The sequence below is a fragment of the Gardnerella sp. DNF01198P genome, assembly GCF_049244165.1.
Taxonomy (GTDB): domain Bacteria; phylum Actinomycetota; class Actinomycetes; order Actinomycetales; family Bifidobacteriaceae; genus Bifidobacterium; species Bifidobacterium swidsinskii.
In genome coordinates this window covers 292,071-305,972 of sequence record NZ_CP058382.1, presented here as the reverse complement: position 1 = coordinate 305,972, position 13,902 = coordinate 292,071, and the positions used below count along the sequence as shown (strand labels likewise).

The 13,902-nt window shown below is 43.4% G+C and carries 12 protein-coding genes; all 12 read right to left on the bottom strand.

Annotated elements, in window-relative coordinates:
- Nucleotides 1–218: 218 nt before the first annotated feature.
- A complete protein-coding gene (locus tag HXT44_RS01410) occupies nt 219–1,367 on the bottom strand; it encodes a PfkB family carbohydrate kinase (RefSeq protein WP_076002633.1) in 1,149 nt (382 codons plus the stop codon).
- Between the two features lie 289 nt (nt 1,368–1,656).
- Entirely contained in the window at nt 1,657–4,077 is a 2,421-nt protein-coding gene (locus tag HXT44_RS01405) for an ATP-dependent DNA helicase RecG (protein WP_102155428.1), read from the bottom strand.
- A 103-nt stretch (nt 4,078–4,180) separates the two neighbouring features.
- Complete coding sequence (gene rpmB / locus HXT44_RS01400) at nt 4,181–4,375, bottom strand: 50S ribosomal protein L28 (RefSeq protein WP_012913853.1); 195 nt, start codon at nt 4,373–4,375, stop codon at nt 4,181–4,183.
- 128 nt (nt 4,376–4,503) lie between these two features.
- Entirely contained in the window at nt 4,504–6,843 is a 2,340-nt protein-coding gene (fni, locus tag HXT44_RS01395) for a type 2 isopentenyl-diphosphate Delta-isomerase (RefSeq protein WP_076002631.1), read from the bottom strand.
- A 9-nt stretch (nt 6,844–6,852) separates the two neighbouring features.
- On the bottom strand, nt 6,853–7,950 hold the full coding sequence (mvaD, locus tag HXT44_RS01390; RefSeq protein WP_012913851.1) for a diphosphomevalonate decarboxylase: 1,098 nt from the start codon (nt 7,948–7,950) through the stop codon (nt 6,853–6,855).
- A 135-nt stretch (nt 7,951–8,085) separates the two neighbouring features.
- On the bottom strand, nt 8,086–9,288 hold the full coding sequence (gene mvk / locus HXT44_RS01385) for a mevalonate kinase (RefSeq protein WP_012913850.1): 1,203 nt from the start codon (nt 9,286–9,288) through the stop codon (nt 8,086–8,088).
- Nucleotides 9,289–9,567: 279 nt separating this feature from the next.
- Nucleotides 9,568–10,014, bottom strand: coding sequence for a 50S ribosomal protein L9 (rplI, locus tag HXT44_RS01380; RefSeq protein ID WP_004110231.1), 447 nt, complete (start codon nt 10,012–10,014; stop codon nt 9,568–9,570).
- Nucleotides 10,015–10,030: 16 nt separating this feature from the next.
- Nucleotides 10,031–10,279, bottom strand: a complete 249-nt coding sequence (gene rpsR, locus HXT44_RS01375; RefSeq protein ID WP_004105399.1) for a 30S ribosomal protein S18 — start codon at nt 10,277–10,279, stop codon at nt 10,031–10,033.
- Between the two features lie 135 nt (nt 10,280–10,414).
- A complete protein-coding gene (locus tag HXT44_RS01370; protein ID WP_004110230.1) occupies nt 10,415–10,996 on the bottom strand; it encodes a single-stranded DNA-binding protein in 582 nt (193 codons plus the stop codon).
- Nucleotides 10,997–11,146: 150 nt separating this feature from the next.
- The gene (gene rpsF, locus HXT44_RS01365) at nt 11,147–11,443 is read right to left on the bottom strand and encodes a 30S ribosomal protein S6 (protein ID WP_004574062.1); all 297 of its coding nucleotides are present in this window, start codon (nt 11,441–11,443) and stop codon (nt 11,147–11,149) included.
- A 413-nt stretch (nt 11,444–11,856) separates the two neighbouring features.
- Nucleotides 11,857–12,420 carry a hypothetical protein gene (locus HXT44_RS01360; protein ID WP_012913849.1) on the bottom strand — a complete coding sequence of 188 codons (564 nt, stop codon included), beginning with the start codon at nt 12,418–12,420 and terminating at the stop codon, nt 11,857–11,859.
- Nucleotides 12,421–12,932: 512 nt separating this feature from the next.
- Nucleotides 12,933–13,790, bottom strand: a complete 858-nt coding sequence (locus HXT44_RS01355) for a DeoR/GlpR family DNA-binding transcription regulator (protein WP_004105415.1) — start codon at nt 13,788–13,790, stop codon at nt 12,933–12,935.
- Between the last annotated feature and the right edge of the window lie 112 nt (nt 13,791–13,902).

The window sequence follows — 13,902 nt, the reverse complement described above, 5'->3', positions numbered from 1 at the left end:
CGTAAATTGCTCTATGATCCATGCTCGTACGCCACTACGCATTTCGCTGCACATACGCTCCATTGCATCATACAACACTAATTACCTAACATTTGTTTATATAACTAAACAAATGACTAATAACAAGTATAGCAGACCTACTATTGTATGCAAGAAAAATTTACAAGATTAATTCGTAAATTAAATAAAAGAAATAAAATCAGCGCAAAAAGCACTAATTAAATGCGCTCATGAATATTCGTCATGCGTTGAGAAATAAGTTCTGGATTAAACAACTCATGTACAGGCTGCATAGATTCAGTATTCAAAGCTGCAGCAGCAACCGCAAATCTGCCAGTTTTTGAAGAATCAAATTCGTTATATCGCGCGTAAATAAGCGCCGCAGTAGCAGCATCGCTAGAGCCGTTGTCGTTGCCGACTGCTTCAACACCAACATTGCTATTTCCGCGAGTTAGCATCATTCTCTGGACGCGCTTAACTGGGACAGGATAGAACGACACTCCCTCATCTGCAACACCATAAGCAACTCCTGCGCGACCGGCATTTACAAATACACGTTTTACTCCACGCTTGAGAAGCACATTCGCACAGCGAATTGCAGAACGCTCGTCAACAGCATTAACGCCAGTTAAAGCCTGCGATTCAGCAGTATCTAAAATAAGGGTGTCAATACGAGACAATCTAGAAAGCACTCGAGGAGCTTTTGCATCCGTAATTGCACGAACAATAATAGGACGGCGATAACGGTCACATAGCCACTCAATTGACTTTTGCGGAATATTAGTATCCAACACCAAAATATCAGCATTTTCAATAATGGACATGCGCTCACGCAAAAAATCAGGAGTCATGTGGTCGTAAATACTCATATCGTCTAAAGCAAGCAAACGCTGACCAGAAGCGTCACCAACATACATGTACGAAGCAGTCATTGACTCAGGAAGTTGCTTCGCATAACCAATATCTAAGCCGTTTGCAGCAGCATCAATGCGGAAAAGCTCTCCGTTGTGATCGCCACCGTAGACAGAAACCATGCTTGTGCGAATATTAAGACGTTCCAACGCGACTGCAATATTCCTTCCAACACCGCCTAGCATATAGCGCACACGGGAAGCATTAGACGTGTAATCCATCAAATCTCCGCAAGCAATGCCAAGAACATCCATGCTAATTCCGCCAACAACAGTCACATAACTTGGAGGAGTAACAATATATCCCTTACCTCGTAAATATCCTTTGCGAATTAAATTGGAAATATGAGCAGCCACACCTGAACGAGTAATTCCTGCGAGATTTGCAAGTTCCTGTTGGCTAATCATCGGGTTTTGTTGAATCCAAGTCAAGATTTGTTGTTCGCGTTCGGTCATTGTCGCCTCATCTCTATTGTGATTACAAATGATGCCTACTATCTAGGATATTCACAATTCTCATAATATGCACGTAAATTTATGTAATTTTGTTGTTTTTTTATATTATATCCAACAAAAGTTGATATTAATTATCAATTAAAAATAGTTTCTTACCGTATTTTTTACTAAATTAAGTGCATAAATATGCAATAATTTTTTCTTTATACTTTTTTTATAGGATAATTTATTCATACAATATTGTAATCTTTATAAGATATTTTGCGCGCAAATTCAGAACTTTAGAATTTTAATTGCTTACGATTTGCGCACTTCCACCTCTCGTAAAATCAAGCACTGCACCTGCAAGATACGGCAACGAAACAAGATGAGTGTCTTTTTGCAAAGTCTCCAACGCATCTTCACGAGCCATAGCGATAATCTTTGCATCCTTAACAACTCGCAAAATCTTCAAACTCGAGCGACCACCCGACTGCTTATCGCCAAGAACATCGCCAACATTGCGCAATTCCAAATCTTTCTTAGCAATTACGGCACCATCTAGCGAATTTTCAACAACTTGCAAACGTTCTTGAGCAAGACTTCCATCCTCAGTTTGCGCAACCAAAAATGCCCAAGAATTCGTGCCACCACGCCCAACACGTCCACGCAACTGATGCAATTGCGCAAGACCAAAACGATCCGCGTCAAAAATCACAATGCAACTCGCTTGAGGCACATCAACACCGACCTCAATAACCGTTGTAGCTACAAGAACTTGCACATCTCCGCGCGCAAAACGTTCCATCGTTTCGCGTTTCGTAGCATCATCGTCGCGACCAGTAAGCTTAGCAAAAGTAACGCCTTTAAATTGCGGCAAAGCTGAAAGCCGCTTCAAAATGCCGTTAACTGTATGAAGTTTGCGCAAAGAATCTGCGTTATTTTCTTCAGATTGATTAGATTGCACAGATTGCGAAACATCTTCAAAACCTTCAGATTCATCGCTATCAAAATCCCTACCAAAATTACTAACAGAAGCACTACCAGAATCCCTACCAGAATCCTCATTAAAATCATCATCAATATGCGCGCAAACAACATACGCACGCTCACCTGCATCAATGCGAGCACGAATATGCGCAAACATTCTCGCCATAGTATTCGCATCCGATTCTTGCACAACAAAAGTGCGAATAGGTTTTCTACCTCCAGGCAGTTCAGTTAAATACGAAGCATCCAAATCACCGAACCACGTCATAGCAGCAGAGCGCGGAATAGGCGTTGCAGTCATTACTAAAAGATGCGGTGTAAAAGACTTTTCAGCACTATTATGCGAATCTACGCTCATTTTGCGCAACAAAACATCGCGCTGCTCAACACCAAAACGATGTTGCTCGTCAATAATTACCAAAGCTAAATTAGTCGGCTTAAAAGTCGACGAGAACGCTGCATGAGTTGCAACAATAAGCGAAGGCTCTCCACTTGCCACACTCGCTAGCGCACGTCTGCGATCCGCAAGTCTCATGCCTCCAGTTACGACGATTACAGGCACCTTTAGATTCGCGCGCGCAATCATTTGGCGCAAATTTTCGGCATGTTGAGACGCCAGAACTTGAGTAGGAGCCACAAGCACAGCCTGATAGCCTGATCCAACTGCCTCGAGCATTGCAGCGAGCGCAACAACTGTTTTTCCGGAACCAACTTCACCTTGAAGCAAGCGACGCATCGGATGGTGCTCACGCATGTCACGTACAATCTCATCAATTACATCTTTTTGACCTGCAGTAAGCTCAAACGGCAAACTTTCCACAAATTCATTTCTTATAAGAGAATTATTACAAGATTTTGCTTGATTATCTTTAGAATCTTCACGAGATCGCAATACAGCTACTTGGGAAATAAAAGCTTCTTCATAGCGCGACGAGTCAACAGCTTTATAAAATTCGTCAACTGATTGCGGATTATGAATTGAGTATATTGCTGACGCTCTAGTCATGAGGTTACGTTTTTTTAGCACTGATTCAGGCGTAATATCTGGGATTTGCAGGAATTCACTAGTGCAAGCTGCGGAATTTTTAGAAGCTGCGGAATCTTCAGAATCTTTAGAAAGTGCAGAAAGTATAGAAAGTATAGTTTCGTGAATATGCTCGCTGGAAATCCTAGAATTTGCATGATACACGGGCATAGGCGCGCTCATACGCGCCAAACCATCTTCCACACTTCTTACAGTATCGCGAGATTGATGCAAGCTATCACTTTCTTCTACAGCAGATACAGTAAGAATTTGAGGATGCGTAAATTGCAATTTACCATTAAAAGCGCTAGACGTACCGCCAACAACAACCATTTCACCAACATGCATCTTTGCGGAAAGCCACTGAGCGTATTGACGATTTTTAGAAAAATAAATAAGTTGAGCTACCGCTTGCATATCTTGCAAAACGTTAATTTCGATTCTAAAACCGCGACGAGCGTTCATAGGCACAACGTTAATTGACTGAACTTGCGCATAGAAAGCCACTTCTTCGCCAATTTTTATATCTTTTAAGTTCGCAATTCTCAATGGACTTGTGACTCTAAACGGGTAGTAAGTCAATGCGTCTTCGACTGTGACTATGCCCAAAGATTTTAATGCAGAAACGCGTCGCTTATTGCTGATTATTGCACAAAGCGAAGTATGCATTTTGGCTGAGTTCGTGGGCGTATTTAGCATATTTCGATTATAAATCATTCGCAATCAGGAATATAACGTGCGCACGAAAAAATACGCAAATACAAAAAAGCCCCGAGCAACACTCAGGGCCTTACAATTTAAACGCAATACAATGCGCGAATCACGCCTCAACGCGCTGAACCTTGCCAGCCTTAATGCATTTCACGCACACACGAAGGCGAACGTTCTCGCCATCAATGGTGGTGCGAACCGGCTGAAGGTTCGGGCGGAAGGTGCGCTTATTGCGGATATGCGAATGTGAAACAGTGAAACCAGTCTGAGGTCCCTTGCCACATACTGCGCAACGAGCTGCCATAATTGGACTCCTATTTTCTTTGACTTGCAAGTCTTGCGTCATTCAAACACACGAACTACTTACGCAAATTACTTACGCACATTGCATAAACAAATAAGCACGCTTGAACGCACAACTACACAAGTATATCACTTACCAAGACAATCCGCGCGCACAAACTCAGTCTTTTCTTGTAAATCCTTGACTGTCTTGCATCCAAGAAGAGCCATAATCACCCTAATTTGCTTCTTCCAGTTATCAATTTGCAAAGAAAGCGCATCCTCACCTTCATGCATAAGCGTATGCAAAAACTCGCCAGCGACACCAACTGCAGAAGCACCCAAAGCCAACGCACGCACAACATCCAAAGGCGTGCGAACTCCTCCACTTGCGAAAACTTCCATATTTTTTAACGAATCACACTTGCGTATGTCAACCAGCGACTCAACAGTAGTAAGACCCCAATCAGCCAAATAATCACAGTCGCCTAAGTTCCTGCGAGCATTCTCTATTGTTACAAAATTAGTTCCGCCACGACCAGACACATCTACAGTGCGCACTCCAACATCTTTAAGACGATGAACATCTTTAGCAGAAATTCCGCATCCAGTTTCCTTCACAATCACAGGCACGCTTAGTGCTTCGCACGCACTGACAATAGACTCAATATTGCACAACCAATTTCGAAAATCGCGATCTCCTTCTTGCATAACCAACTCTTGTGCAGCATTTAAATGCACTTGTAACGCATTCGCATGAATCATGTTTACAGCACGCAATGCATCAGACGCACTAGTTCCAGCGCTAACATTTGCCATCACAAATCCATGTGGATTTTCGCTTCTTATGACACTGAAAGTGCTGAGTAAAGTTTCGTCTCGAAGAGCAGCACTCAAAGATCCACTCGCCATAGCAACAGAATTTTTTGCAGCAACTCTAGCAAGACTTGCATTCACTTTTTTAGCAGCATCACTTCCGCCGGTCATTGCGTTAATATATATCGGCGAGCACCAATGCACAGAATCGCATACTTCGCTTCCTAGCACGTTCACGCTAGCGTCAATTTCTTCAAGCGCAACTTGCGGCAAAGCATTCGGCACAAAACGCACTTTGTCAAAATCTGAATCTGCACGAGTTTTATACTGCTTGTCCGCAAGCGCAATATGCGCGTCTTTGCGGTTTTGTATTGTGCAAGATTGAACAGATTGTGCATTAGGTTCGCGACTCTTAGCAAACGCGTCTAATACAATATTTTCAGAAGGCTTACCAGTTCCAAAAATTTCCGTAACATCAATATTCAATGGCTTTATTCCATTGGCTTCCCAAGTAGATTTCATAGTTTCAATTACATTATTGTCATAAATTGTCGACAGCGCAATTGCACAATCTCCCCCGCCTGCACCGCTAGTTTTTGCAGGAACACCGGCACAAGTCGCAATTTCAATAAATTTTGTAAGTTCATGCGTTTCGATAACAGTTCCAGTAAGAGCACTTAATTTTTGTAACAACGCACGATTTTGAGCAAAACCGCTAGAAATTTCGCTTATTTCAAACTTTTCAATTGCGCGCGCAAGTTTTTGCACGCAAATCTCACTTTGTTTGCAAAAATCTTCGTAAGTAAAAAGTTGATTTTTATTGTCAAAAGCACTAGTTTCGACGCTACTTTCCGTACTACCTTCAGCACTAGTTTTAACGCTACTTTCTACGCTACTTACTAGCTTTGCGCTAGACGCAGGAGAACCAGTCCACCCGACTAAAAGTTTTAGCGACTTATCTACATTTAAACGCTTAACTTCCAGTCGTGGCCACTTTTTGTGCAACAACTCACCGAAATCAGAGCATCCGGATTTTACTAGCGTCAGCTCAGCTTCAAGCCACTCTCGGCTATACGCGCGATACATAGTCCAACCGCCATAAGAGCTGGCAGCAACATCTCCACCGCTTCCGGATTTTTTAACACTCGACGACGCAATCAACGCTAGCTTGCAAATTTCTGGAGTCGAAAGATTCAAACCATACCATTTGCACAACGCGCGAATAACTGCAACAGTTACTGCAGCAGAAGATCCAAGACCGTATTTTCTACCAGTTTTTGCATCATCAAGTTCGCTAGAAATATGCACATTGTAACTTTTGCGGTTAATATTTGGCGCACATTTCTCACTAGCATAAGCGTCGACTACGCCCATTGCAGCGAGCACATAAGCATATTTTCCGTCGTTTTGTATTTCAATACTTCCGTCGGATGCACGCGCCCAAAGAAGCGGTTTATATTTTTCAGCATCTGACGTAATTGCACCACAATAATTTCTGCTACTAGGGGCATTTTTCTGCAAATTTTCGCGTAACTCTTCGTTTAAGGTTTCATCACTTATGCTAACTGTTACATAACGACTAACAGCAGCAACAATTGCAGCACAGCCGTCAACAACAGCATACTCGCCAGCAATATAAAGCTTTCCTGGGGCACTAGAGCGCACTTGAGTCATATTATCCGCCTATTTTAAACTCGTACTCACCGTCACAGCGTCACCTGGCAGCGCAATTGCAAATTTCGGCTCGCAATATTCTGTATTACAAAAAACGCTAGAATTACGTAAACCATCCTCAACTCGCGAGCGCAACTGACACATCGCACGATAAGCATCATCTCCAGAAGTAAGCACCTTCACATTTGGACCAGCATCCATCGTAGACCACACCAGCCAACCATCTTTTCGCATATTTTTAACCGCTTCAAGCACAATATGCGTGCTGCTAGTTAAATAATTCACCGACGGAACAGCATTATGCATAGTTTCGTGCATTCCAAAAGCATTGCGTTCAACAACCTCACCCAATTGCTCAATATCTGCTCGCTTAATTGCGTTTTTAGCAATTTCAAGGTCGTCTTTCGACTGCTCAACCCATTGCATATACGTTGGCGAAGTTTCAACCGTTCTGCGCATCGCTTCTCGGCTAGAAATCGGCTTTTTGCTATCGTCCAAAGTAACAACAATCATAGCAAGGTTTAAATTTTTAAGCGCAACTTGTGCGTTTTCAATAGGCTCTGCGTAAGATGTTTCGTCGTCGCAACCTGCATGCCAAATTGAAAGTCCTCCAAAAATCGAACGACAAGCTGAACCAGAACCACGTCTTGCAAGTCTAGAAAGTTCTCGTGGAGTTAGGTTTAATCCAGCAGCGTACGAGGCAGCAGACGCAAGAGCTGCAAAACCAGACGCACTCGACGCAAGACCAGCAGCAGTTGGCACAATATTATGCGAAATAACGCTTGCTTTCGTTGAAATTCTTGCAATTTCACGCACCAAATCGAGCATAGCTACTACGCGACGAAAAGTTTTGGCAGATGACGAAATCTTTTCATTATCTAAAGTAAAAGTATCTTGTTCAAGATTATTCACAAAACTTACGCTTGTAGTTGTGGACAAATCCGAAAGAGTGAGCGAAAGCGAGGAAGTATAAGGCAAAATCAGCTTTTCATCGCGCTTACCCCAATACTTAATCAGCGCAATATTCGCGTTTGCTTTAGCAAAAGCTGAGTTGGGTGAAAGACTAGCGTCAAACGTTATTTTTGGCTGAATTTCAACATTTTGCATACTGTTCCTTTTGCGGCAGATACGTAATTCTCGTTTGTTAATGTGCTAGTCAATGTTTTAGCAAAACAGTGCGCACAAGCTTCTTTTCTTTAAATAACTGTAAAGTTTATGCTACATTTCAAGTAAAAATAAGATTCAATTTATTGCAGAATCACCTATATTCACAATCCACGTATCGCAAGCTCCTGCATTTTTAAAAGCTTCACTCACTCGCTTAGCAGCATCCTCACTATCAGCCAGCGCAATGACACATCCTCCACCACCTCCGCCAGTAAGTTTTGCACCCAACGCGCCATGTTTGCAAGCAGCATCTACCAAAGTGTCAAGTTTCGCAGTACTTACGCCCAAATCCGCCAAAATACGGTGTGCGAAAGTCATTTGCTTACCCATATTTTCAATACGACCAAACACCAAATCATCTTCTGCAACAGCCGCAATCTCCCCCAATTTATTGAGCTGCGCTCCAACTTCAACAGGATTCGATTCTAAACGAGAATGCAAAGCTTCAACTGTTTCGCGAGTCATTCCTTTGCATCCAGAATCCGCCAAAACAAGCCACGCACGCATGTTAATTTCCATGCGATCAAAACAGCCACGACTAAAACGCACAGGCCAGGAAGCAGCGGTTGCAGTGGCATCCAAGCCTGAAGAACGTCCGTGAGCCACGCACTCAGCAGTCTGCGTCAACTTAAAAATCTCATCATCGCTAGCTGAAACGCCATAATAGTCAAGAATCGCACGAATTATAGCACCAGCAGCAGCCGCAGACGAGCCAAGACCTCGTTCTGCTGGAAAATCAGACTCGGTAAAAATGTGCAAATTCTCACCGCTCCACCCTGCAAACTCTAGCGACGCGCGAATTGCTGTTCGTATGCTATTAAAGCGCGTAGGAATTTCGGAAAGTTTGCCAGTAAAGTCAAGGCACGAAAGAGTTATATGTGAATCGAGATTCGTCGTAGATGCTAAAGATTCGCGTGATGCAGATGCTAAAGATTCACACGAAGCAGAAGATAAAGATTTACACGATACAGGTACTAAAGATTCATTGCAATTAGTTACGACAGCGCGCATACGCAAGTTTTTAAGCGGCAAAGCTATTGCAGAATGACCATAAACCACGGAATGTTCGCCAAAAAGAATAACCTTCGCGCAAGTTTCGCCGTATCCTTTGTGATTGCTGTATTTTATTGCGTTTTCGAGATTCGTAATTGCGGAAGGTGTAATTGCGGAATTTTTACAAGCATACTCTTCGTCATTGCGAATAGCAGATATGCTGGCATCTTGCGCTTTTGCGTTCATACTAAACTCGTCGGCCAGTTCATATTTGCTTTCCAGCACAGTTTGCATCTCCTTGATAATTTCGTAATTTTCCAACTGTTCTAATTTAGTCGAGTAGAACTTAAAAAACTACGTTACGCACGTGACACTTACAACACATTCACATTTTCAAAATATTGCAGCATAAAAAAACTCTGCGCAGCATCGCAATGAGAAAACTCAATACAACGCAAACGCAGAGCTAATGCTTAAGTTCAATCCACATGTATTACAAGCAGAAAACCACTAAAAGCAAGAATCTGCTTGCTACAACATGTTTTGTAAAATTCACAAAGCTACTTACTCAGCCACAACCTTAACAGTGAAGGAAGCGGTGATTTCCGGATGCAATGTTACGGTTGCTGGGAACTCACCAGTGGTCTTAATAGTAGCAACCTTAATTGCGCGAGCCTCAACTTGAGCCTTGGAAGCCAAAGCGGCAGCAATCTTCTCGGCAGAAATGCCACCGAAAAGCTTGCCGGATTCGGAAACCTTAGCAGAAAGCTCCACAACGGTGCCTTCAATCTGAGCCTTAGCTGCAACTGCCTCTTCACGAGTGGCAACAGCCTTGGCAAGACGAGCGCGACGCATTGCTTCAATCTGGGAAGCAGCACCCTTGTTCCATGCAAAAGCAAGACCCTGAGGAATCAGGTAGTTGCGAGCATAGCCAGCCTTAACTTCAACAACGTCACCAGAGTGACCGAGGTTGGCAACAGTCTTGGTAAGAATAACCTTGGTTTCAGCCATATTCCTATCCTCTCAATCAGCGACCGGTAGTGGCGTAAGGAAGCAAAGCCATTTCGCGAGCATTCTTCACTGCCTTCGCGATCTTGCGCTGTTCCTGCACGGTTACGCCGGTGATACGACGGGAACGAATCTTGCCGCGGTCAGAAACGAACTTGCGCAGCAAAGCAACGTCTTTATAATCAATTTCAGTAATCTTGGCAGCCTTCAAAGGATTTGGCTTCTTCTTGAAAGGCTTGACCGGTGGTTGCGGCCTTTTGCGTGACATAAGATGTCCTCTCTCAAATCCGTTATGCTTTTTGCATAACATGTAACTGATGATGTATTTATAAGGATTAAGTAAGCGCGTAAATAAGTGCATAAATAAACAAATAAATACGCTATCTATAGCTCAACTAAAACGCTAGAACTCAGGTTCTTCAGAATCGCCGCCAAAATCAGAATTGGCACCGAAAGTTGAAAAACTATCGTTTGTTGGCGCAGCAGCACTCCACGGATCAGCCGCTGAAGAATTTGCGGCATGCTGAGAAGCAGCCTGGCTAGCAGCATAATTTGCTCCGCCAGCATAACCTGCGCCAGCAGCATTTGATGCGCGCGAGCCACCAGCAAAACCTGTTGAAGAGCTTTGGCGGTTAACTTGCGCAGTTGCATAACGCAAAGATGGACCAATTTCGTCAACCGTAAGTTCAACAACTGTGCGATTCGAGCCGTCTTGCGCTTGATACGAACGCTGCGACAACCTGCCTTGAGCAATCACGCGCGTGCCTTTAGAAAGGCTGTTTGCACAATGTTCTGCCAAGTCTCTCCACGCTGAGCAACGCATAAATAATGCAGGCCCATCCTCGAACTGATTCGTATTACGATTAAACGTTCTAGGTGTGGATGCAATGGTAAAGCTCGCAACAGAAGCACCGTTGGAAAGTGCCCTTAATTCAGGATCCGAAGTGAGATTTCCCACGACGGTAATAATTGTTTCACCTGCCATATCGTGCCTTTTCTTTCTCGCTTTACTCGTAATCACATATCAGTGATTACTGGCAATTTTGTGCGCAACTTATGCGCGGTTGTTTACGTATTTATTTAGCTTAACTAGTTTTTATTTAATTCACTAGAGCTTACTTAGTTTTGCTAGTTTTTACTTAGCGTCCTTGCGAAGAATCTTCGTGCGGATTACAGATTCATTAAGGTTCAAAACACGGTCAAGTTCGTCACTTACAGATGGCTCGGCAGTGTAGTTCACCACAACGTAGTTACCTTCGGTTTTGCCTTCAATTTCGTAGGCAAACTTGCGGCGACCCCAGTAATCGGTGCCGTCAACGGAACCGCCCTCGTTGGTGACAAGCTCAAGATACTGCTCGGTCAACTTCTTAAGACCGTGCTCATCCAGCTCAGGATTTGCAATGAACATCAGTTCATACTTATGTGCAGACATCACCCACCTCCTTCGGACTATCGGCTGTGGACCTTCCACAGCAGGAGTGTGTTTGCAAAATATGCGCGATATGTTTGATGATAAGCACCAAAACCGCACACAACTTTGCTATTTTACAGCACGCTCGTGACGACGAGAGTTACGCGCTTAAACGATGGTGTCAGGCGGCAGAAACTTTACAGCAGCGTAAAGAAAAAGCCGCGAAACCAGCAAATAACGACAGAAACTTTACAGTTGCGTAAAAAGAGGACGAAGACGTGAACACGAGCGTACAGAGCACAAAATTGTCATAAAAAAAACTTAGTCTAGCGCACCTTTTAGCACACTAGACTAAGTAATTCACAGAAAAACCGACTCAACAATCAACCAATAAGCTAAAGCCCAAATGATTCATCACTGAATCAGATTTCAGCTTAGTGACGGATCTTGCGAAGAGCAGCACCCATGCCAGCAAGCACAGAAGCAGCAACAGCAGCCAAAGCTACAGCAGCACCGGTCTTAGCCAATGGAGCAGCCTTCTTAGCTTCAGACTTCTTATCAGACTTCTTGTCGTTAGCCTTGTCATCAACCTTCTGACCATGACGCTTGAGGTAGTCAGCGACAGCCTTGCACTCGAGAGAATCCTTACCGTAAAGCTTCACACACTTCGCGTAATCCATGTCCTTATTGCCAAATGGAGAATGCTCATACTTATCATTCTCGTCTTCAGCCTTAGCCTTAGCTTCCTTCTCTGCCTTCTCCTTAGCCAAACGAGCATCAAGCTCTTCAAAGGTCTCAGTCTTATAGAATGACTTATTATAAGTAGGTTCAGCAGGAGCTGCAGGAGCTGCAGGAGCTGCAGGAGCTGCAGGAGCTGCAGGAGCTGCAGGAGCTGCAGGAGCTGCAGGAGCCTCAGCCATTGCTGGGACAGCAAAAGCGAAACCGGAGAGGAGGGTGGCGCCAGCAGCGAATGCGGCGATAGTCTTCTTATTCAACATAACATTTTCCTTTCTTCTTCTCCTTCGCACTAGGGTATGCGAAGAAAAATTTGCCATTTGCGGTTTCCCGCTCGTACCAGTGAACTAGGGATTCAACAGGTAACTGAGTTAAAACTTACCGCAAGCTCTCAGAAAACTCAACACTAAAATTCAGGTTTCTCAGCATCAAAAATACAAAAATCTTGATAAATATTCGTTATATTCATTAAAAAGCAGAAATATTTACGGCATTTTTCTGTATTTTTTGATAAAAATTACACGACACACCATATACTGGATTTTTTTAACATTTTTTCAGCTTTCTTTAAGGTTTGAGTTTTGTGATTTCTCTAACTGCCTTATAAAACAACAAAAAACGCAATATTTAACTATCGGCGAAATTTGTTTAAACATCGACACACTTGAAGCAAAACCAAACAGAAAAAACCAAAAATGCCCGCGTAAACAACTCACTCGGGCATTAAAATCATCAGCGCGCAAAATTAAACTTTGCAAAAATATTTGCAAAAATACTAATCAAGCAAATCGTCAGAATCTCCAGAACTCACTAAATCGTCAGCATTAGACGCATCAAGAACATCTCGCTCATCAATAACAGGTGCCAAAACCAAATCCTTTACAAGCTCACGCGTGCGAAGCTGAGAATCAGCATCCAAACCATCGTCGGTAATAACAGTATCAACCTGATCAAAACGAGCAAACAGCGAAAGCGACGTACAACTCCATTTAGTATGATCCGTCAAAATAATCGTGCGATCCGCAATATCCATTAAAGCCATATCCGTAGCAGCTTCCAGAGAATTTGGCATAAGGAATCCGCGAGGAAGAGACACAGAATGCGTGCCAAGAAAAACGGTATTCACACGAAGAGAAGCAACAACTTTATCTGCAATAGGCCCAACAAGCGAATTGGAACGCGTAATCACGCCGCCGGTAACAATAACCTCGACATCCTTCGACTCTAAAGCTTGCACAAGCTCCGCAACAGGAATCGAATTAGTCAAAATCGTAATGCCAGAAGCCCTGCGAGACTCGAGCAAATGCTGCGCAAACACATAAGCAGTGGTACCGCCGCCAATAGCAATCACATCCCCAGGAGAAACATAGTCCACAGCCAAACGCGCAATTGCATCCTTCAAACCAATGTCCATCTGCGACTTTACAGAAAACAGCGGCTCCGAAAGCAGAGTATTAGTCGTTACAGCACCGCCGTGAACGCGCTTTAAAAGCCCACGATCCGAAAGCTCGGCAATATCCCTGCGAACCGTCATAGCAGAAACGTTCAGCTCTTTAGAAAGCGCAGTAATGCGAACAGCACCGCGCGTACGGAGACGGCTTAAAATCAAATGTTGACGCTGTGAAGAAATCATACGAACATTATCGCACACGTAAACGCAAAAAACAAACGTAATTGAGCGTTTCAGGGCATTAAAACGAAAAGAACGCACATTTTGTTGTCAAGCAAAGCAAGTTTTATGAAAA

Coding starts and splice junctions, on each gene's coding strand:
- HXT44_RS01410 (WP_076002633.1), bottom strand. CDS start 1,367: ATGACCGAACGCGAACAACAAATCTTGACTTGGATTCAACAAAACCCG.
- HXT44_RS01405 (WP_102155428.1), bottom strand. CDS start 4,077: ATGATTTATAATCGAAATATGCTAAATACGCCCACGAACTCAGCCAAA.
- rpmB (WP_012913853.1), bottom strand. CDS start 4,375: ATGGCAGCTCGTTGCGCAGTATGTGGCAAGGGACCTCAGACTGGTTTC.
- fni (WP_076002631.1), bottom strand. CDS start 6,843: ATGACTCAAGTGCGCTCTAGTGCCCCAGGAAAGCTTTATATTGCTGGC.
- mvaD (WP_012913851.1), bottom strand. CDS start 7,950: ATGCAAAATGTTGAAATTCAGCCAAAAATAACGTTTGACGCTAGTCTT.
- rplI (WP_004110231.1), bottom strand. CDS start 10,014: ATGGCTGAAACCAAGGTTATTCTTACCAAGACTGTTGCCAACCTCGGT.
- rpsR (WP_004105399.1), bottom strand. CDS start 10,279: ATGTCACGCAAAAGGCCGCAACCACCGGTCAAGCCTTTCAAGAAGAAG.
- HXT44_RS01370 (WP_004110230.1), bottom strand. CDS start 10,996: ATGGCAGGTGAAACAATTATTACCGTCGTGGGAAATCTCACTTCGGAT.
- rpsF (WP_004574062.1), bottom strand. CDS start 11,443: ATGTCTGCACATAAGTATGAACTGATGTTCATTGCAAATCCTGAGCTG.
- HXT44_RS01360 (WP_012913849.1), bottom strand. CDS start 12,420: ATGTTGAATAAGAAGACTATCGCCGCATTCGCTGCTGGCGCCACCCTC.
- HXT44_RS01355 (WP_004105415.1), bottom strand. CDS start 13,790: ATGATTTCTTCACAGCGTCAACATTTGATTTTAAGCCGTCTCCGTACG.